Annotated in this window: 16 protein-coding genes and 1 tRNA gene; 12 read left to right on the top strand and 5 right to left on the bottom strand. The window is 55.7% G+C overall.

Going from position 1 to position 18,171, the window contains the following annotated elements; genetic code table 11:
* Positions 1 to 96: 96 nt before the first annotated feature.
* The gene (locus C1J03_RS07850) at positions 97 to 1,779 is read left to right on the top strand and encodes an adenylate/guanylate cyclase domain-containing protein (protein ID WP_114885303.1); all 1,683 of its coding nucleotides are present in this window, start codon (positions 97 to 99) and stop codon (positions 1,777 to 1,779) included.
* Positions 1,780 to 1,809: 30 nt separating this feature from the next.
* Here C1J03_RS07850 and C1J03_RS07845 read toward each other — a convergent pair whose 3' ends face one another.
* Entirely contained in the window at positions 1,810 to 3,243 is a 1,434-nt protein-coding gene (locus C1J03_RS07845) for a Glu/Leu/Phe/Val family dehydrogenase (protein WP_114885301.1), read from the bottom strand.
* Between the two features lie 384 nt (positions 3,244 to 3,627).
* Between C1J03_RS07845 and C1J03_RS07840 the strand changes: the two genes are divergently transcribed.
* From C1J03_RS07840 to C1J03_RS07830, 3 genes are read left to right on the top strand one after another with little or no spacing between them, the layout of a single operon-like run.
* Positions 3,628 to 5,082, top strand: a complete 1,455-nt coding sequence (locus C1J03_RS07840) for a TadE/TadG family type IV pilus assembly protein (protein ID WP_114885298.1) — start codon at positions 3,628 to 3,630, stop codon at positions 5,080 to 5,082.
* Positions 5,079 to 5,618: a TadE/TadG family type IV pilus assembly protein gene (locus C1J03_RS07835; protein WP_114885296.1), complete on the top strand. Its 540-nt coding sequence runs from the start codon at positions 5,079 to 5,081 to the stop codon at positions 5,616 to 5,618. The genes C1J03_RS07840 and C1J03_RS07835 overlap by 4 nt, the downstream gene beginning before the upstream one ends.
* Entirely contained in the window at positions 5,618 to 6,199 is a 582-nt protein-coding gene (locus C1J03_RS07830) for a TadE/TadG family type IV pilus assembly protein (RefSeq protein WP_114885294.1), read from the top strand. Before C1J03_RS07835 ends, C1J03_RS07830 begins: the two co-directional genes overlap by 1 nt.
* A gap of 75 nt (positions 6,200 to 6,274) precedes the next feature.
* Here the strand turns inward: C1J03_RS07830 and C1J03_RS07825 are convergent, their stop codons facing one another.
* Together C1J03_RS07825 and C1J03_RS07820 are read right to left on the bottom strand one after the other, a co-directional pair.
* Positions 6,275 to 6,787 (bottom strand): hypothetical protein, encoded by a 513-nt coding sequence (locus C1J03_RS07825; protein WP_114885291.1) that lies wholly within the window; start codon positions 6,785 to 6,787, stop codon positions 6,275 to 6,277.
* A 137-nt stretch (positions 6,788 to 6,924) separates the two neighbouring features.
* Positions 6,925 to 7,875 carry an NAD(P)-dependent oxidoreductase gene (locus tag C1J03_RS07820; protein ID WP_114885289.1) on the bottom strand — a complete coding sequence of 317 codons (951 nt, stop codon included), beginning with the start codon at positions 7,873 to 7,875 and terminating at the stop codon, positions 6,925 to 6,927.
* A 169-nt stretch (positions 7,876 to 8,044) separates the two neighbouring features.
* Here C1J03_RS07820 and C1J03_RS07815 point away from each other — a divergent pair, with 169 nt between their 5' ends.
* The gene (locus tag C1J03_RS07815) at positions 8,045 to 8,956 is read left to right on the top strand and encodes a pirin family protein (RefSeq protein WP_114885287.1); all 912 of its coding nucleotides are present in this window, start codon (positions 8,045 to 8,047) and stop codon (positions 8,954 to 8,956) included.
* Here the strand turns inward: C1J03_RS07815 and C1J03_RS07810 are convergent.
* On the bottom strand, positions 8,953 to 9,537 hold the full coding sequence (locus C1J03_RS07810; protein WP_114885285.1) for a TetR/AcrR family transcriptional regulator: 585 nt from the start codon (positions 9,535 to 9,537) through the stop codon (positions 8,953 to 8,955). The genes C1J03_RS07815 and C1J03_RS07810 overlap by 4 nt on opposite strands.
* A gap of 78 nt (positions 9,538 to 9,615) precedes the next feature.
* On the opposite strand from C1J03_RS07810, the gene C1J03_RS07805 reads away from it, so the two are divergent.
* From C1J03_RS07805 to C1J03_RS07775, 7 genes are all read left to right on the top strand, one after another.
* Positions 9,616 to 9,912: a hypothetical protein gene (locus C1J03_RS07805; protein ID WP_114885283.1), complete on the top strand. Its 297-nt coding sequence runs from the start codon at positions 9,616 to 9,618 to the stop codon at positions 9,910 to 9,912.
* Positions 9,913 to 9,992: 80 nt separating this feature from the next.
* The gene (locus C1J03_RS07800; protein WP_114885281.1) at positions 9,993 to 11,279 is read left to right on the top strand and encodes a homoserine dehydrogenase; all 1,287 of its coding nucleotides are present in this window, start codon (positions 9,993 to 9,995) and stop codon (positions 11,277 to 11,279) included.
* Between the two features lie 46 nt (positions 11,280 to 11,325).
* Positions 11,326 to 13,065 (top strand): single-stranded-DNA-specific exonuclease RecJ, encoded by a 1,740-nt coding sequence (gene recJ, locus C1J03_RS07795; protein WP_114888910.1) that lies wholly within the window; start codon positions 11,326 to 11,328, stop codon positions 13,063 to 13,065.
* A gap of 86 nt (positions 13,066 to 13,151) precedes the next feature.
* Positions 13,152 to 13,226 (top strand) — tRNA-Glu (locus tag C1J03_RS07790).
* A gap of 385 nt (positions 13,227 to 13,611) precedes the next feature.
* Positions 13,612 to 14,388: a sugar transferase gene (locus tag C1J03_RS07785; protein ID WP_162798473.1), complete on the top strand. Its 777-nt coding sequence runs from the start codon at positions 13,612 to 13,614 to the stop codon at positions 14,386 to 14,388.
* 72 nt (positions 14,389 to 14,460) lie between these two features.
* Positions 14,461 to 15,345: a CpsD/CapB family tyrosine-protein kinase gene (locus C1J03_RS07780; protein WP_162798472.1), complete on the top strand. Its 885-nt coding sequence runs from the start codon at positions 14,461 to 14,463 to the stop codon at positions 15,343 to 15,345.
* 142 nt (positions 15,346 to 15,487) lie between these two features.
* The gene (locus C1J03_RS07775; RefSeq protein WP_114885277.1) at positions 15,488 to 16,762 is read left to right on the top strand and encodes a GumC family protein; all 1,275 of its coding nucleotides are present in this window, start codon (positions 15,488 to 15,490) and stop codon (positions 16,760 to 16,762) included.
* 1 nt (position 16,763) lies between these two features.
* Here C1J03_RS07775 and C1J03_RS07770 read toward each other — a convergent pair whose 3' ends face one another.
* Positions 16,764 to 18,116 carry an oligosaccharide flippase family protein gene (locus C1J03_RS07770; RefSeq protein WP_114885275.1) on the bottom strand — a complete coding sequence of 451 codons (1,353 nt, stop codon included), beginning with the start codon at positions 18,114 to 18,116 and terminating at the stop codon, positions 16,764 to 16,766.
* Positions 18,117 to 18,171 lie beyond the last annotated feature (55 nt).

The raw sequence follows: 18,171 nt of genomic DNA, 5'->3' as shown, positions 1-18,171 counted from the left end.
TCGACCTTGCTTTGATCCTACCCCCCTCACCCCCACTGGCCACCGCACCCGACCCGATCTATCATTCCCTTACGTAAAGAGGAGCGACGCGAGCCTATGAACCGAAAACTCTCTGCTGTTCTTGCGGCTGATGTCGTTGGTTTCTCTCGTATGATGGGTGCGAATGAAGCGGCGACGATGGCTGCTTTGAAAACGCTGCGTGCCGAAATTTTTGGCCCGGTCTTTGCTGATCACAAAGGTACAATCGTCAAGAGCATGGGCGACGGATGGCTGGTGGAATTCACCAGCTCGGTTGCTGCCGTTTCGGCAGCCATGCAGGTGCAAGACCGCCTTAAAGGGCACGCCGAAATCACCCTGCGCATGGGCATCCATATCGGTGATGTCACCCGCAACGAAGATGACATCTACGGCGACGGTATCAACATTGCGGCTCGCCTTGAGGCGCTGTCACCACCCGGAAGCGTCCTGATCTCGGACGCCGTATATTCCAGCCTAGATGGTACTTTGTCACCATCATTTGAGGCGGCAGGCACGCAGAAGCTCAAGAACATTACACGGCCCATCATCACTTGGGCACGCATGTCGCACACCGCAGTTGAACGCGAACGCACGGACACGGCGCAGGACGTATCAACCCTGCCCGGTCTGCATATTCATCCCACCATTAACAACGACCCACGCGCTGAACTTCAGGACATTGCCGACGGGTTAACCGCAGATTTGGGTACCTATTTTGGTGGCATCAACTGGCTGCAAACCAAAATTTCTGGATCTGAGACGACGGAGGCTTACAGCCTGCGCCAAACGTTGCGGGCCCGCGGCGACAGGCTACGGCTTGAGACACGGCTGCAAAATGATCGCGGTGATATTATCTGGACACATAAGTCGGATAGCACTCTGGATGATGCCTTTGACTGGCAAGACAGCGTGGTTGCGGACATCGCCGACCACTGTCTGGGCATGATCCTTGAAGCAGAAACAACCCGCCTGACAACCATTCCCGACGACCAGCTGACGGCCGAACAATGCGTGTTGATGGGCATTATGGCATGGCGCGATTTTGGCCATGTATCATTCGCTAACTCTGTCGCATTCTTTGAGCGCGCCATCAAAGCGAAACCCGATTTGGCGGACGCCTATGCGGAGGGCGTGATCGTATTAGTGGCCGCGCAGACAATGAGCCGCAAGCCAGACCTCCTGGCCTATATTGCTAAATTGCCTGCCTGGGTCGAAGCGGGCCGAGCGCTGGCACCGGGGCATCCGATGCTGACGCTCAGCATTGCCATTGCAACATATCTACAAGATCAGCGGCCCCTGCCCCTGAAAGATGTAGTGGCCCAAACCCTGCGACTGGCTCCTTTTGATGCGCGCATCCTTGGCTACTGTGGGTGGGCCAATTTGTGGTCAGGCCAGACCCAAGATGCTTTTGACTGCTTTAAAAAATCATTGGATTTCGGGCGGCGCGGCCCTGCCTATGTCGCGTCCTTGGGAGGTATCGCTTCAGCCTGCGTTCAGCTTGGCCGCGATGAGGACGCCTTGGCGTATGTGAAAAAAGGGCTGGCGCTGACGGATAACTATCCAACCTATTTCAGCGCAAAATCCGCGGCACTCGCCAATCTGGGACGGATCCAAGAAGCACAGGAAGCCATGGTGCACTACCGAATTTTGGAACCAGATCGCACCATAAGACTTTGGCAGGCCACCAATAACTACGCCGGCTGCGATGGTGGCAAACGTTTCTTTGATGGGTTGATCTTGGCGGGATTGCCCAAAGAGTAAGGCCGGAGCAAACGCCCCGGCCCTTAAATCTTACAGCCCTTTGGCGCGGTAGCTCGCTGCCACTTTACCGATCGACACCAGATAGGCCGCCGTGCGCAAATCCGTCACATCACCACGGCTGTGCCAAACGTCAGCCATCGACAGATATGCATTGCGCATCGTGTCATCGAGACCAGAACGCACCAGCTCCAGTTCATCCGCGCCGCGCAGATACTTATCCTTAAAGTTCGGACTTAGCTGCCAGCCGATGCCGGAATCCGACGAAAGCCGCTCAAGTTCATCCACCACAAGTTGGTGCCGCGCCTCTTCTTGACGCCTTTGCATGCGACCAAAACGGATATGGCTTAGGTTCTTGACCCACTCAAAGTAGCTAACCGTCACACCACCGGCGTTGGCGTACATGTCAGGAATGATCACAACGCCCTTATCGCGCAGGATTTCATCGGCACCCGCCGTGACGGGACCGTTCGCCGCTTCAATGATCAGCGACGCTTTGATGTTGTTGGCATTGCTGAGGTTGATCACCCCTTCAAGAGCAGCCGGGATCAGGATGTCACATTCCTTTTCCAAAAGATGCGTGCCGTCCTTGTGAAAAGTGCCCCCCGTGAACCCATCAGGCCCACCGGTTTCGGTGATGTGCTGCTTGAGCGCCTCGATATCGAGACCGTCATCATTGGTGACAGAACCATTATATTCGATCACGCAGGTCACCTTGCAGCCATCTTCCTCACTCAGGAACTTGGCGGCGTGATAGCCCACGTTGCCCAAGCCCTGCACGATAACGCGCTTGCCCTTAAGCGCCCCTACCATGCCAGCTTTCTTGAGGCCTTCCGGATCACGGAAGAACGCGTGTAGCGCGTATTGAACCCCACGGCCCGTGGCTTCTGTCCGGCCTTGGATACCACCCGCATTGATCGGCTTGCCCGTAACGCAGGCAACGCCGTTAATGTCCGTGGTGTTCATGCGTTTATACTGGTCAGCAATCCACGCCATCTCCCGCTCGCCGGTGCCCATGTCGGGCGCAGGTACGTTTTGCGCAGGGTTAATCAGGTCGCGTTTGATCAGCTCATATGCAAAACGACGGGTGATCAACTCCAGTTCGTGTTCCTCATATTCGCGCGGGTCAATACACAGCCCGCCCTTGGAGCCGCCAAAGGGTGCCTCGACCAAAGAACACTTGTAAGTCATCAAGGCCGCCAATGCCTCAACTTCGTCTTGATTGACCCCCAGCGAAAAGCGGATGCCACCTTTGACCGGCTCCATATGCTCGGAATGCACAGAACGGTAGCCAGTGAATGTCTTGATCTGACCCCGCAGGCGCACGCCGAAGCGAACGGTGTAGGTCGCGTTGCAGACACGGATCTTTTCCTCGAGCCCGGGCGGTAGCTCCATCAATGCCACCGCGCGGTTGAACATCATATCAACACTCTCACGGAAGCTCGGCTCGTTGGAAGGTTGGCTCATTATATGGATCCTTTTTGATGTCTGAAGAGCAGTCATACAGCGCCTTGTGTCGACTCGGCGCGGCCCCCTCATCCGCGCAGCCTAAGCGGACGCGCAGAGAAGCGCTACTTTTTTAGTCAATTTGAAAACACCGCGCCAATGCATGCCTTCCGACTCACCCGCCGGACCTGCTGCACGTCTAGTACAACAAAGTTAACCATTGGTTCTCAGTCGGAAACAGACGGGCCTCAGATGCCAAGATTTTGCATAAAAACCCCTTAAAACAAGCCATTCAGCCACGTGACCGCCCCAATTCAGCCATGTTTTTCAGGCAAAAGACCGTGAAGACATAAGTCCGCGACGATACGATTCCGCCCACACTGGGGCATGAGAGGTAATGATTAGATGACACAGTTGCATTTCGCCAAACGCGCTCAAGATACCAAATCTCCGGCGTTTCTGCGTGGCTTCGCTCGAGAAGAGGATGGGGTTATGACGGTGCTCGCGTGCTTCGTCATACTGATGATGCTCTTAGTCGGTGGTATCGGCGTAGATCTAATGCGAAACGAAATGGAACGTGTCCGCATTCAAAACATCTCGGACCGCGCGGTTCTTGCCGCCGCTGACTTGGACCAGGAAAACGATCCTAGCCTCGTTGTGCAGGACTATTTTGAGAAATCTACACCAAACGCGGTGGTCAACTCGGTGACGATCACCGAAGGATTGAACTTCCGCACTGTGCGCGTGGATGCCGACACGACTACGCCTACCCGCTTCATGCGGATGGTCGGTGTCGATGAATTGCCCGTGCCCGGCTCCTCCGCTGCCGAAGAGCGTGTGAACAAAGTCGAAATCTCGCTGGTCGTCGATATCTCCGGCTCAATGAAAAATGACAGCAAGATCACGAATTTGCGGACGGCTGCAAAAACCTTTGTGGACACCGTCATCACCGACGACACAAAGGATTTGATCTCGATTTCACTGGTGCCTTACTCAGAGCATGTGAACCCCGGCAAAGAAATCGCATCGCGCATGAATGTAAACTATGTGCATGATTATGGTGCATCGCCCGATTGGGGCGACATCAACTGTCTTGAATTCCCTGACAACCAGTTCAATTCAACTGTCATCAATCTGGGCATGACCTACGACCAGATGCAGCACTATCAGTGGAACTCATATTCCAACAGCACAGGTAATACCCAAAATACTCGGCATGACACTGTTTGCCCACGTTATGAGTATGAAACCATCACTCCGTTCAGCCAAGATGCTGGCGCCCTAAAAGCACAGATCGACCAACTTCAGCCACGTGCTGGTACGTCAATCTTTCTGGGCATGAAATGGGGTGCAGGTATGCTTGATCCAGCTTTCCGGCCGCTTAATTCGGAACTGTCCACCGGCGGTGTGGTTGACGGTGTATTCAGCACACGGCCTGCAAGCTTTGATGATAGTGAAACGCTCAAGACCGTTATTTTGATGACGGACGGGCAAAACGACAATTCCAACCGGATCGTCGACAGCGTTTACTCGACCAGAAGCCACGCACGGCACTGGAACGACTATAACTTCAACTACTATCTGAGCCGCTACGTCAGCTATAGCCAGCGCCAGTACTGGTCCTACAAAAAGTACAACGCAGCACAGGGCGATCAACTGCTCCACAATGTTTGCGAATCCGCAAAGCAGAGCCATATCGTAATCTGGTCGATCGGTTTTGAAGTTAACGACCACGGTGCAAACGTCATGAAGAGCTGTGCTTCTTCGCCCAGCCACTTCTTCCGGGTCGAAGGTATCGAATTGACCGAAGCGTTCAAAGCGATCGCACGGCAGATCAACCAGTTGAGGCTCACACAATGATGCGTGCCCTCACCCGCCGACTGCGTCGGTTCCGCAAGAACGAAGACGGCTCTGTCACAACGATTGAATTCGTTATTATGGTGCCACTCATCTTTATCGCTTTCATGATGTCCATCGAAATGGGCGTCTACACCATGCGCCAGATGTTTCTGGATCGCGGGCTCGACATAACGGTGCGCCACGTTCGGCTCAACACCAACACGACGATGACCCACGATCAGCTAAAGGATATGATCTGCACAAACTCTGGCTTCTTGCCCGATTGTAATGACTCCCTTCGGTTGGAAATGAAGCCGCTTGATCCCCGCGCTTTTGCAGCGTTCGACCAAACGGCGGATTGCGTGGACTCAACGCAACCGGTGGAGCCCGTACGTGGCTTCAGCCTTGGTCAGGAACACGAGCTGATGGTTTTGCGCGCTTGCGTAAAGTTCAAGCCTGTCTTCCCAGCTACGGGTCTCGGATATGCGCTTGAAAAAGACGGTGCTGGACTGGCCAAGATGATATCGGTCTCTGCCTTCGTACAGGAGCCAGGTTAATGTTAAAAATGACACTTAAATCTATTGCGCGGTTGGAGTTTGCCCGCCGCGAGGATGGCACTGTTGCCATTGAAACAGTGATTATTCTACCGCTGTTGTTCTGGACATACCTGTCGATGTTCTCGATCTTCGATGCGTTCCGTCAGTACAGCATCAACCAAAAAGCCTCGTTTACCATCGGCGATATGATCTCTCGCGAGACACTGCCACTGGATAACGACTATCTAAACGGCTCTCAGGACCTGTTCGACTATCTGACCCGCTCGCGCAGCGACAGCGCAATCCGGGTTAGTTCTTTGGCTTACGACAAGACCAACGACAAGTTCAAACACGACTGGTCAAAAGTGCGCGGTTGGGTTGAGCCCCTGAATGATGATCAAGTGCGCACATGGACCGATCGTCTGCCGCTTATGAGACATAATGAGCGTATTATGGTTGTTGAGACGTGGTCGAAATATGACCCGCCTTTCAACACCGGATTGGAAAAGCGCGAAATTCGAAATTTCGTTTTCACACGTCCCCGCTATGCGCCACGTGTATTGTGGTTTGATGATGGTCGGGATGGCGATTATTTGCCGTAGCCCTGATCCCATACCTAATATGAAACGAACCGGCCCCTTGAAAAAGGGGTCGGTTTTTTTGTTCACTACGGAGGTTTAGTCGAGCCGGTCGTCCGGTTCCATATCGCGCCGCGCAAGAATGACAGCGATAATCTCAGACATCAATTTGGTGTGGTGCCCCGGGGCCATACCACCAATCCCGATCCGCCGGCCCATGCGCCACCACATCCCGGGTCGCCACGCCTTTTCAGCACTCTGTTTTGTCTTGAGCAAAAAGCCGTTTGAAGGTTTGAACGCAAAAACACCGCGATCCATCCCTTCGATATCGTCGATCCAAGCAATAACTGTGCCGTCGCTGTCGCGCAAAACCGTTTCTGTCAGCTCAATCTGACCAACTGTGGCGCGGCGCATTTGCTCCACCATCCAGAAAGACGCAAAGCCCACGACAAGTAGAAAAACCCGCCATTCCAAAGCTGGAGTTCGGAACAATGCCACGCCCACCACCAGCACACCCAGCATCCCAAGAGAGAATAAGCCTAAGAATCGGCGCCCCTTAGAAGCACGTGCAATGGCCAGGATTTCTTCGGGTTCAGAGGGTTTATCAATCATGCCGACCTGACTAGCGAAGCCCAGAAGAGGCCACAAGCCCCCGTCACCCAATGCGGTTGGGCAACGGGTTAGCAAGAACACGCGTAATCTAATTTTTATACTGTGAATACAACATCTTAATTTAGCACCTTAAAGCGCTATATTAGTTGCCGAGACACAACTTCATGGCCCCGTTCTTCCGGCTCATCATCGACCAAGTCTTGCGGAAAGCCATCCGCGAGGATGCTTAGGCCTGTCGCCTCTTCCAAACGCTCGATCATGCGGTCAGATTGTGCCCGATCGCCATATCGCTTTTGCCCGTCGCGCATCATCTCGATAACAAGCGGCGAAATCTCAAGCGGTACGGCAAAATCGTCGGCCAGCTTTTGAAACAGCCCAATATCTTTTTGCACTAGATCCATCGTGAAATTCACATCTCTTGAACCTGATAGGATCAGCTGGCTTTCGGTTTCATGCACAAAGGATGTCCCCGACGACATCGCGATCGCATCATAGGTCAGCCCCATATCCATGCCCGCAGCTTTCATAACCGTCAGCGCCTCGCAGACCGCCAGCAGGTTTGCTGTGGCAAGGTAATTCGTCATCACCTTGAGAACACTGGCATTTCCGATCTCGCCCACATGCAGCACCCGCCGCCCCATATGCGTCAGGATCGGTAATACGCGATCGAACGTTGCCCGGTCACAGCCTGCATAAATGCTGATGTTGCCGGTGTCCGCACGGTGACACCCGCCCGAAACTGGGCAATCCACGGCCGCCCCACCCGAAGCGATGACCTCTGCGCCCAGGCGCTTGACCTCAGACGCATCCGTTGTCGACATTTCCATCCAGATCTTGCCGGGCCCAACTTCGGGCATCATTTGCGCGACGACAGCCGCGGATGCCGCGGGGCTCGGCAGGCACGTAATCACCACATCGCAGTCGCGCATCATCTGCGCTGGTCCCTGGCCGTCTGTCGCCCCACTCGCGACCTTTTCAGAAACAAAACCCTCATTCAGATCATGTACATAGAGGTCAACGCCGTTGCGCAGCAAACTGCCTGACAGCTTACCTCCGACATTGCCAAGACCGATAAACCCAACCTTCATAACTGTCCCTACTTCTAGATTATTTCCCCGAACCTCAGCTTTGAACAAGTGCCCGTCTCGCCTAAAAGCGACCATCGATAGTCCCCTGTGCGCCACTGCACATACGCCCGGCTTGCCCAGCTCCGTTACGCTTCTTATGTGAATATCAACCCTAAACAGGAGGCTCCCGATGTCCCTTAGACCCACATTAGAAATCCGCGCGGCCCAAGCGACCATGGAAGGTGCTGGCGTTAAGCTGCACCGCGCCTTTGGCTTTTCAAATCCAAGTGAGCTGGATCCTTTTTTGTTGTTCGACGATTTCCGCAATGACCGCGTTGAAGATTTCGAGAAGGGCTTTCCTTGGCACCCCCACCGCGGGATCGAGACGATCACATATGTACTCGAAGGCACGGTGGCCCATGGCGACAGCCTCGGAAACGAGGGCACGCTGGGTGCTGGTGACGTACAATGGATGACAGCGGGCTCCGGTATTTTGCATCAAGAAATGCCCGCTGGAAACGCCGCCGGTCAGATGCACGGTTTTCAGCTTTGGGGGAATCTCCCCTCGAGCCAAAAGATGACAGCGCCGCGGTATCAAGACGTCACCGCCGCAGATATCCCTGTGGTCACTGACGACGACGGGACATCTGTGCGCGTCATAACTGGCGAATTCTGGGGCAAAACCGGTCCGGTCGACGGCATCGCAGCTGACCCACAATACCTGGACATCAGACTACCCGCAGGTGTGCGCAAGACGTTCCACATAGATACCTACCGCCGGGCATTTGCCTATATCTTTCAGGGGTCTGGCGCATTTGTTGATGCCAGCACTCCGGGCGGTATTTTGCTGGAGAAAGAGCTGGCAGGCCAAGAGCTTAACATCCGCGATATGTCAGGTGACCGCACATTGGTCCGCTTTGGCACGGGCGACGAAGTGACCGTACAAGCCGGTCCAGATGGGATGCGTTTTCTGCTGATTTCAGGGGCACCGATCGAAGAACCTGTCGCGTGGCACGGCCCTATCGTGATGAATACGCGCGCTGAGCTGCAACAAGCCATGCAGGACCTCAACAACGGCACCTTCATCAAGCCTGCGCATTAGCCTGAGACGGATTTTCGGACCATGTCCCAATATTGGCCCGTGACCTGATTAAGCGATAGCCGCCCGCCGGTCCGAAACCACGTGCTCACACCTGTCAGCATGGCAATCACTGCGAGCGTAGCGATTTTGGTGTCTGCCACGGTAAACACGCCCGCCGCGACACCGTCACGCAAGATTGTCTCGAGCCGATCTTCGTACCGGCGGCGCAGGGCTTCGATCTGAACGAAATTCTCGGGGCTCAGGTTGCGCAGCTCCATATAGGCTATAAAAACAGCATCAGGTCGCGCGTGATGAAACCGGATGTGGAAATCAACGAAATGCTGCAAACGGTCTTGCGGGGCGCGCGCGGCGTCATCCTCAAAAGCAGCCAATAGATCGCTCATGTGGCCCTTCATCAGATCAAACAAAAGCGTCTGCTTATCCGGCGTATAGTTATAAAGCGCGCCAGCCTGCACGCCCACCTCAGCGGCAATCGCCCGCATCGATACCGCCGCATAGCCACCCTGTGCGAACAGACGTAGCGCCGCATCGCGCACACGCGGGCCAGTAATATCAGAATGCGATCCTTGCGTACGTGCCATACGGCCAATTATCTGAACGCCCGTTCAAAAGTAAACCCCGCCCTTGCCTGCGCTCAGGTGCTAGTGCACAAGTTTTGTATGACCCGCATTTCTCGCCTTTTCCTGATACCCGGCACGCTGGCAGCCCTGAGTGGTTGTGGTGAGTACCCTGAGCTCAACGACACACTCACACCGCAGCTAGAGGCATCAAGTTATCCCGATCTGGTCCCACTTGGCCCCGTGCTGGCACAGGCCAGTGCGCAAGGGACAGATCCAGTACAGGCCCAAGCCAGTGCCGAAGCGCGCGTTGCAGCTTTGCGCGCACGTGCGGCACGGTTGCGCGGCTCTGTTCTTTCAGGAGCCGAACGCGTGCGTTTGGCAGAAGGATTGCGCTAGGGTCCGAGGCGCCGTTGCACCACATCGCCGAACCCGTTACATCCCGCGCAGAACACCCATTACCGCAAAGGATCTACGCCATGTCACAACCGCTTCGCCTTGGGATTGCCGGTTTGGGAACGGTCGGCATTGGCCTTTTACACGTTTTGCGTCAGCAACGCGCTTTGCTCGAGGCACGCACAGGCCGCGAGATCGTCGTCTCTGCCGTCTCTGCGCGCAGCCGCGACAAAGATCGCGGCATCTCGCTGTCTGGGTATGCTTGGGAAGACGATCCCGTGGCCCTGGCCAAGCGTGATGATGTGGATATTTTTGTCGAACTCATGGGCGGCGAAGACGGCCCCGCCAAAGACGCTACAGAGGCTGCTCTTGCTGCGGGCAAGGATGTTGTAACTGCCAACAAAGCAATGCTTGCGATGCACGGCCAAGCGCTGGCTGAAACTGCCGAAGCTGCGGGCCATGTAATCCGATATGAGGCTGCTGTTGCAGGCGGCATTCCGGTGATCAAATCGCTGTCCGAAGGGTTGGCCGGCAATGAGATCACCCGCGTGATGGGCGTGATGAACGGCTCTTGCAACTATATCCTGACCCGCATGGAAGACGCTGGTCTGCCTTATGCAGAGGTTTTCGCCGAAGCGGATGGGCTGGGCTATCTAGAAGCTGATCCAACCCTCGACGTGGGCGGCATCGATGCGGCCCACAAACTCGCGATTCTATCTGCGCTGGCTTTTGGTGTGCGTGTCGATTTCGCAGGCATCGAGCTGGAGGGCATTGATCGGGTCAGCATCGACGACATCCGCGCGGCTGCCGACATGGGTTACAAAATCAAGCTGCTGGGAGTGGCACAGATGACAGGCCGGGGGCTGGAGCAGCGGATGCAGCCCTGCCTCGTGCCGGACACCTCCCCCTTGGGACAGCTTTCAGGTGGGACCAATATGATCGTGCTCGAAGGCGACGCGGTGGGTCAGATCGTTTTGCGCGGTGCCGGTGCCGGTGCAGGCCCAACCGCGAGTGCGGTAATGGCCGATATTTGTGACATTGCGCGCGGTCATCGCGGACCCGTGTTTGGTCAACCCGCAACCAGTCTAGCCAGCCCCAGCCCCGCACTCAGCCAGCGGCCAGCACCCTATTACCTACGGATGGCGCTTTTGGACAAACCCGGTGCGTTGGCCAAAGTTGCCGCAGTTTTGGGCGAGGCAGGCGTGTCCATCGACCGGATGCGCCAATATGCGCATGCCGATGATAGCGCCCCGGTCTTGATCGTGACTCACAAGACGACCCGTACTGATCTCGATCATGCTCTGGCTGCGATGGGGAAAACTGGCGTGGTCAATGGCGATCCGGTCGCCTTGCGGATCGAAGAACTCTGATGCGTCGGCGCGCCCCTTCAAGGGCCGCTTGCGCGCCCGTCTGCACATGAGTTTCCTCGGCGTCACAGAATCGCTCAAGGGCCGCCGCTGGATAGGTCCCGGGATCGAAATAGAACGCGCCGCCGAAGCGTTATCTCAGCAAACGGCCCTACCCACAGCTGTTTGTCAGGTTCTAGCGCGCCGCGGCGTCCCCGCAGAAGAGACGGAAGCTTTCCTTGCCCCGTCCCTGCGCAAGCTGCTGCCGGACCCAAGGTCCCTGCGGGATATGGAAACCGCCGCAACCCGTTTCTTAGTGGCCGTTAAACAGCGCCAACGCATCGCGATCTTTGCTGACTATGACGTGGATGGCGGCAGCTCAGCTGCACTTTTGTTGGCTTGGCTCCGGCAAATGGGGATCAAGGCAACGCTTTATGTGCCGGACCGCATCGACGAAGGGTATGGGCCGAACGAAGCTGCCATGGCAGAGCTTGCAGCCGTCCATGATCTAATCATCTGCGTCGATTGTGGCACCCTGTCCCATGATCCGATAACCGCCGCCAAAGGTGCAGATGTGGTCGTGCTTGATCACCACCTGGGTGCCGAAACCTTGCCCGACGCGCTGGCCGTGGTGAACCCCAACCGGCAAGACGAAGACGGCGAACTTGCGCATCTATGTGCTGCGGCAGTGGTATTTCTTATGTTGGTAGAAGCCGGGCGGCAGTTGCGGGAGGCCGGTCAAAAAGGCCCCGACCTAATGTCGATGCTGGATCTGGTGGCGCTGGCAACCGTAGCCGATGTGGCTCCGTTGATTGGTGTGAACCGTGCCTTTGTGCGCCAAGGCCTTCGGGTGATGGGGCGCCGTGAGCGTGCCGGTATCTCGGCTCTGTCGGACATTGCGCGCATGGATACGGCCCCGTCAGCGTATCACTTAGGTTTCCTGTTGGGTCCACGCATCAACGCAGGTGGCCGTGTGGGCAAGGCTGATCTGGGCGCGCGCTTACTCGCCACAGATGACCCCCACGAAGCGGCCGCACTCTCAGAACGGCTCGATGCGCTAAACACAGAGCGTCGCGATGTGGAAAACGCCGTCCGCGCAGCCGCTTTGGAACAGGCCGAGGAACGCGGTACCGACGGAGCGTTGGTTTGGGCCGCTGGCGCAGGTTGGCACCCCGGTGTGGTCGGCATCGTTGCTGCGCGCCTGAAAGAGGCCACAGGACGCCCTGCGGTCGTGATAGGACTCGATGACGGGGTCGGCAAAGGCTCGGGCCGCTCCGTGACCGGCATTGATCTAGGAGCGGCAATCCAAAGGCTGGCGCGCGAAGGTGTGCTGTTGAAAGGCGGCGGTCACAAAATGGCCGCGGGCCTCACGCTTGCCGAAGACAAACTGGAAGACGCCATGGCGCAACTATCCGCGTTACTGGAAAAACAAGGCGCGCATTTGCTAGGGGCCGCGGACCTGAAAGTCGAAGGCATCTTGATGCCCGGTGCCGCCACGGTTGAGCTGACCGAACAGGTCGAAGCCGCTGGTCCCTTTGGGGCCGGTGCGCCTGCCCCGCGTTACGTATTTGCAGACATGGCGATCTTTTCCGCGCGCCGCGTGGGAGAATCGCATTTGAAGGTCAGTTTCGGCGACGGAACCGGCCCTCGGCTTGATGCGATTTGCTTTGGCGCGTACGATTCCGCCCTTGGTCCAGCGCTCGAATCCCATGGTGGAGCGCGCTTCCATTTGGCCGGTCGGCTCGACATAAACCACTGGCGCGGCAAGCAGACAGTGCAACTGCGTCTCGAAGACGCTGCAAGGGCCTAAACAAGACCCGACAAAATGCACAAAGAATCGGAATTTCCACTTGCGCCATGGCGCTCGATTGCCTAATGAACCGCTCACGGCACCGTGGCCCGTTCGTCTATCGGTTAGGACGTCAGGTTTTCAACCTGAAAAGAGGGGTTCGACTCCCCTACGGGCTGCCACATTCCCGCCATAGTAGCGGAAATTCCCGCCATGGTTATGGAAACGCCCGGAATCACCCGTAAGGGTTGTAAGTGGCTGTTTTCTTTATGTTTCAAAAGTCATGGAAACAGTTTGTTTCGAAAAATTCCCCTCAAATGTGGTGAAAATCTGTTCTTAATAAGCCATAAGAGAGAAACTGATGTCAGGATAGTTTTCGAGTCGGGTATGCAGCATGTTGTTGCTATCAGCGCGAAACGCAAATTTCTGCAATCCCCATCAGTGCCAGTGTTAACCGCCACGCCTCATGTTGAGGCACAATGCGGTGATACTGTTAAGTTTAAGGTGTTCCGCGGTGTTCGCAGGACTATTTGTTAATGAGTTACGTTGTACCCTGGGGGGTCACATATGAGAAACTACACTACCGACAGACCTGGTTTTGGCCTGAGCACAATGGCTCGCCAACCGTCATCACGCGCCGAAGCCATTGCCATCACTGATTCTGGCAGATCATTTGGATCGTCCCAGAAAATGATATGGGGCATTACCCCAACGGAAAAAACGACCAGCAGTGCGGGTTTTTACCGCAATGGCGGCAAACGCATTTTTGATACGCTTGTTATTTTGCTGAGCGTTCCATTTTCACTTACAATTATTGGTCTTTGCGCCCTCGCCCTCTGGATCGAAGGCGGCAACCCGTTTTACCGTCAGGACCGCCTTGGTCGGAACGGCACCCGGTTCTCCTTGTTGAAAATGCGCACAATGGTGCGCGACGCCGATCAAGTGCTTGAGGACTACCTTGCAACAGACCCAGAGATGCGCCGCGAATGGGACGAGCTGCAAAAATTGCGCAATGACCCCCGCGTCACCCGTGTAGGTCGCATTCTGCGCGCCACTTCGCTGGATGAATTGCCCCAGCTTTGGAACGTGCTGCGCGGCGACATGAGCCTTGTTGGCCCCCGTCCAATGATGCCCGAACAGCTTGAGATGTATGGCGAGCCATCCGACTACTTTGCCCTGCGCCCAGGTATCACCGGCTATTGGCAGATCTCCGCACGCAACAACAACAAATTTTCGTTCCGCAACGAAGTGGACGCGGATTACAACACATCCATGTCTTGGACCAAGGATCTGGCCGTTATGGTCAAAACCATCGGCGTCATGATGAAGCGGACGGGATGCTGATCCCATGGACTTAATCAAGTTGCCCCTGTCTGCTATGATCAACTCATGTCCAGCAAGTCCAAGAAGCGCAGCATGAAAGATATGCATGAAACCGGAACCGGCCTTAGCGCCGAGGATGGCGTATATCTGCGCCCATCCAGTGCTGCTGCACGTCGCTTCACGCGCCCATTGAACAGCGGTTCCGACGATATTATCGAAGGTAGCCCACCTGCCCGTACACACCCCGCTCCGGCCTTGAAACTGCGTTCCAGTTCCAAATGGGATGCGTTGGAGATGGTCGAACAGGGATCAGCAAAACATCTTTCAAAGACAACACCCCTGGTGGATTTCTTTCGCGGCAGCCCTGCGTCAAAGGCTTTTGATTTGCTGCGCACACGGCTCCGCCAAACCGCGATGAAACATGCTTGGAAGAACATCGCCATCTGCGCGCCCACCTCTGGGTGCGGCAACAGCTTTGCAGCGGCCAACTTGGCCATGAGCCTGTCACGGGTGCCGTCCTCGCGTACGGTATTGATGGATTTAAATCTACGGAATCCTGGTCAGGCCCAAGCCTTTGACGTCGACGCACCCGGCCCGATCAAGCCCTACCTCGCTGGGGAAACGGCCCTTTCGGATCATTTGATTCGGGTCAACGATCGTTTGGCGCTTGGACTTAACAACACAACAGATAAAAATGCCGCCGAACTCCTGCAGGATCCCGCGACACACGCGACCCTTGAGCGGATGCAGGCATCTTTACGCCCAGATATGGTGCTCTTCGATCTGCCACCACTCTTGGCATATGACGATCTGACTGCCTTTATGCCCCAACTAGATGGCGTATTGTTGGTTTCAGACGGGACCCAGACCATGGCCAAACACCTTGCCTCATGCGAACGTATTCTTAAAGGTCAGGTGCCGCTCTTGGGAGTTATCCTGAACCGCGCACGCGCCAATAGTATTGAAAAATTTCACTGATTACTCCGACAATGCGTTGGGTTTTCATGATCACACGCTCTCCAATATTTGCGGGTAGCGTCATATAATAGCCTAGATTTTAGGCCATTAGAGGGTCAATCGCCGCGAAAACAGCGGCATTTGGCAGTACAGAGGCACAACCATGGGTCCAATTTATTCTTGGAATGACTTTCTGGACATGACCCGTCGCCGCATGGGTCTGATCTTGTTTGTCATTCTCCTTGGCTGCATGATTTCGCTGGTCTTGGTTTTACGTCAAGTGCCCGTTTACCGGTCCTCCGAAGTGATCCAGATCGAACAGCCAAAGATCACCGATGATCTGGCGCGATCGACCGTGGCCGGTTCCTCTGCGCGGCGACTACAATTGATCGAACAACGGTTAATGGCCCGCGGCAACGTCCTAAAAATAATAGATAAATTCGAGTTGTTTGGGACCGATGGAGAGCTGAATTCGGTGCAGAAAGTTGACCTGCTGCGCCGTGCTGTAAGCATCGCCGGTGTGGCTGCCGTACGTGAAGGTTTTGCTGATGACGGTGCAATTGCTGTTCTGACAATCAGCGCTGAAATGCCTACTCCTGAACTGGCCCAAGCCATTGCACATGAGTTTGCCAACCAAACACGTGAATTAAGCATAACGCGCAGACGCGAACAGACCGCCCAAACCCTCGAGTTCTTTGAAGAGCAGCAAAAAGCGCTGACTGCAGAAATTTCTCAAGTCGAGAACGAGCTTGAACTGTACCGCATTGAAAACAACCTTTCTGTGACGGGTGGCGTCGATTTTCGGATGAATGAAATCGCCAGTCTGAACGCATCCATTCTTGAACTGGATCGCGGCATCATCGCAGCACAACTCGCTCGGACACAGATCGATCGGGCGGCGCGACCCCAAACCGTAGCCCGCGCCGATAAGGCAATTGTTGCCCGGCTCGAGACATTACAAAGCCAGCGCGAGCTGCTGGACAAACGCCGCGGGGTCATCCGCCAGACCATACAAGGCTCTCCTGAAGTAGAAAGTGACCTAAGCAGCTTTGAGCGTCGCATCGACCGGTTGCAAACCCAGTTGGACCTTGTCTCGGCACGAAAAAACCAAGCTGAAGTTGGTTTTTCTCTTGAATCCGGATCGCAGGGCGAGCGTATGATCACGATTGAAGAGGCTGTTGTGCCGGAATACCCGATTTCTTCTAGCCGAAAGCGCCGAGCCGCGATGGGTGGTATAGCCTCGGGCATCTTGGCTTTTGTCCTCGCTTGGGTTTTGGAATTGCGGAACCCGGTCATCCGCACAGCCCGGCAGATGCAGCGCGAAACTGGTTTGATGCCAGTGGTCGCCATTCCCGAGTTGAAAACGCGCCGTTTTTTGCTAGGCCGCGATAAACGCCGCCTAGCTGCCAAGCAACGCAAAGAGCTGCAAAGCAGCTAACTTAGCCGCTAACCCCCGCAGAAAGCTCAACAATCGAACCCCAGTGCAGCCACAGCGCCAGTGTACTGATCAGCACGGCCACCACCGCGAACATCAGATCGTGCCGCATGTCCCACACCCCGTGCGCGCGGGCCAACCAGATCAACACCAAATGCGACAGAACCAAAGCGGTCCACATACCGATCATCGCCCCGACCAGCCCGCCCATAAACGCCCCAATCAACAACAACCCAAACTGCACGATTGAGCGTATGGCGGAAAAGATGAAAAACCGCCGCGAATCCCCACTCGCAAGAGCGGCCTGATCGTAGGTCATACCGATCACTTGTGGGATCAGCGCAACCGAGACCAGCGTTAAAATCGCGCCAGCCGGGAAATATCGCGAGTCATACAGCAGCTGAACCAGCCAAGGCCCAAGCAGCGCCATCAGCAGCTGCATTCCCATTACCCCCCCTGTCAGCACATAGCGCATCCGCGTGACTTTATGGGTTTCACCGGCTTGTTCGCGGTAGATGGGGATCATGATCCGGCCCGCTACACTTAACCCCAACAAGAGCGGAAAGGACGCCAGGAAATAGCCGATATTATAGATCCCCAACTCCTCCAGCGGTAGGAATTTGCCCAACACAACACGGTCCCCCTGGCTGGCGAAGAACCAAAATATCGTGCTGAGAAATATCCATTTGCCGAAAGTGACCAATTCAATCACGGCGGCCATTTCCCAGCGGAAGCGGTTGCGCAACCCCGGCATGCCCCAATGGACCAGAGCCAGCTTGGATAGAATGCCAATTAGATTGCCAACCACCAACGCCCCGACCGAAGGCCAGGCCAATGCCAGTGAAATCATCGCAACGATTCCAATAACTTGACTGACAAGGTCAAGCGCCGTCAACCTGCCCAGCAACAGATGACGATGCGCCGTTTCAATCCGGGTTGGGTTAAAGCCGGCGATCAAAAGGCCGACCGCCGCAAGAGGCAGGTAGTAGATCAAACTGGGCGCGTCATAGAACCGCGCAGCAGGCCATGCCAGCGCCATCGCAACCAGCCACAGCGCCACACCGCGGCCCACTTGAATGGTCCAAGCCGTGTTCAGGAAATCAGGATCATCGCCGCGTTTGCTTTGCGCGATCGACGGCGAAATCCCCACATCAGAAAACAGCGCCAGCCCAACGGTGACCAGCGTGATCAGCGTCATAACGCCAAAGGCTTCGGGAAACAGCAGCCGCGTCAGGATCAAGTTAGACGCCAGGCGGATCGCCTGAGACGCGCCATATCCAAGCACAATCCACGACGCACTCCGCAACACGCGAGCCATCAGTCGATTGCCCTTTAAGAGCTGCGAAACCCGTTGCATGTTACGCGCAATCCAATTCAAAAATAACCAAGATACTGTCTAATCCTGCTGCCAC

This window comes from Sulfitobacter sp. SK012, from assembly GCF_003352085.1.
In the GTDB taxonomy this organism is placed as follows: Bacteria; Pseudomonadota; Alphaproteobacteria; order Rhodobacterales; family Rhodobacteraceae; genus Sulfitobacter.
Note: the sequence above shows the minus strand (reverse complement) of the source record. Positions and strands in the feature narration are given on the sequence as shown.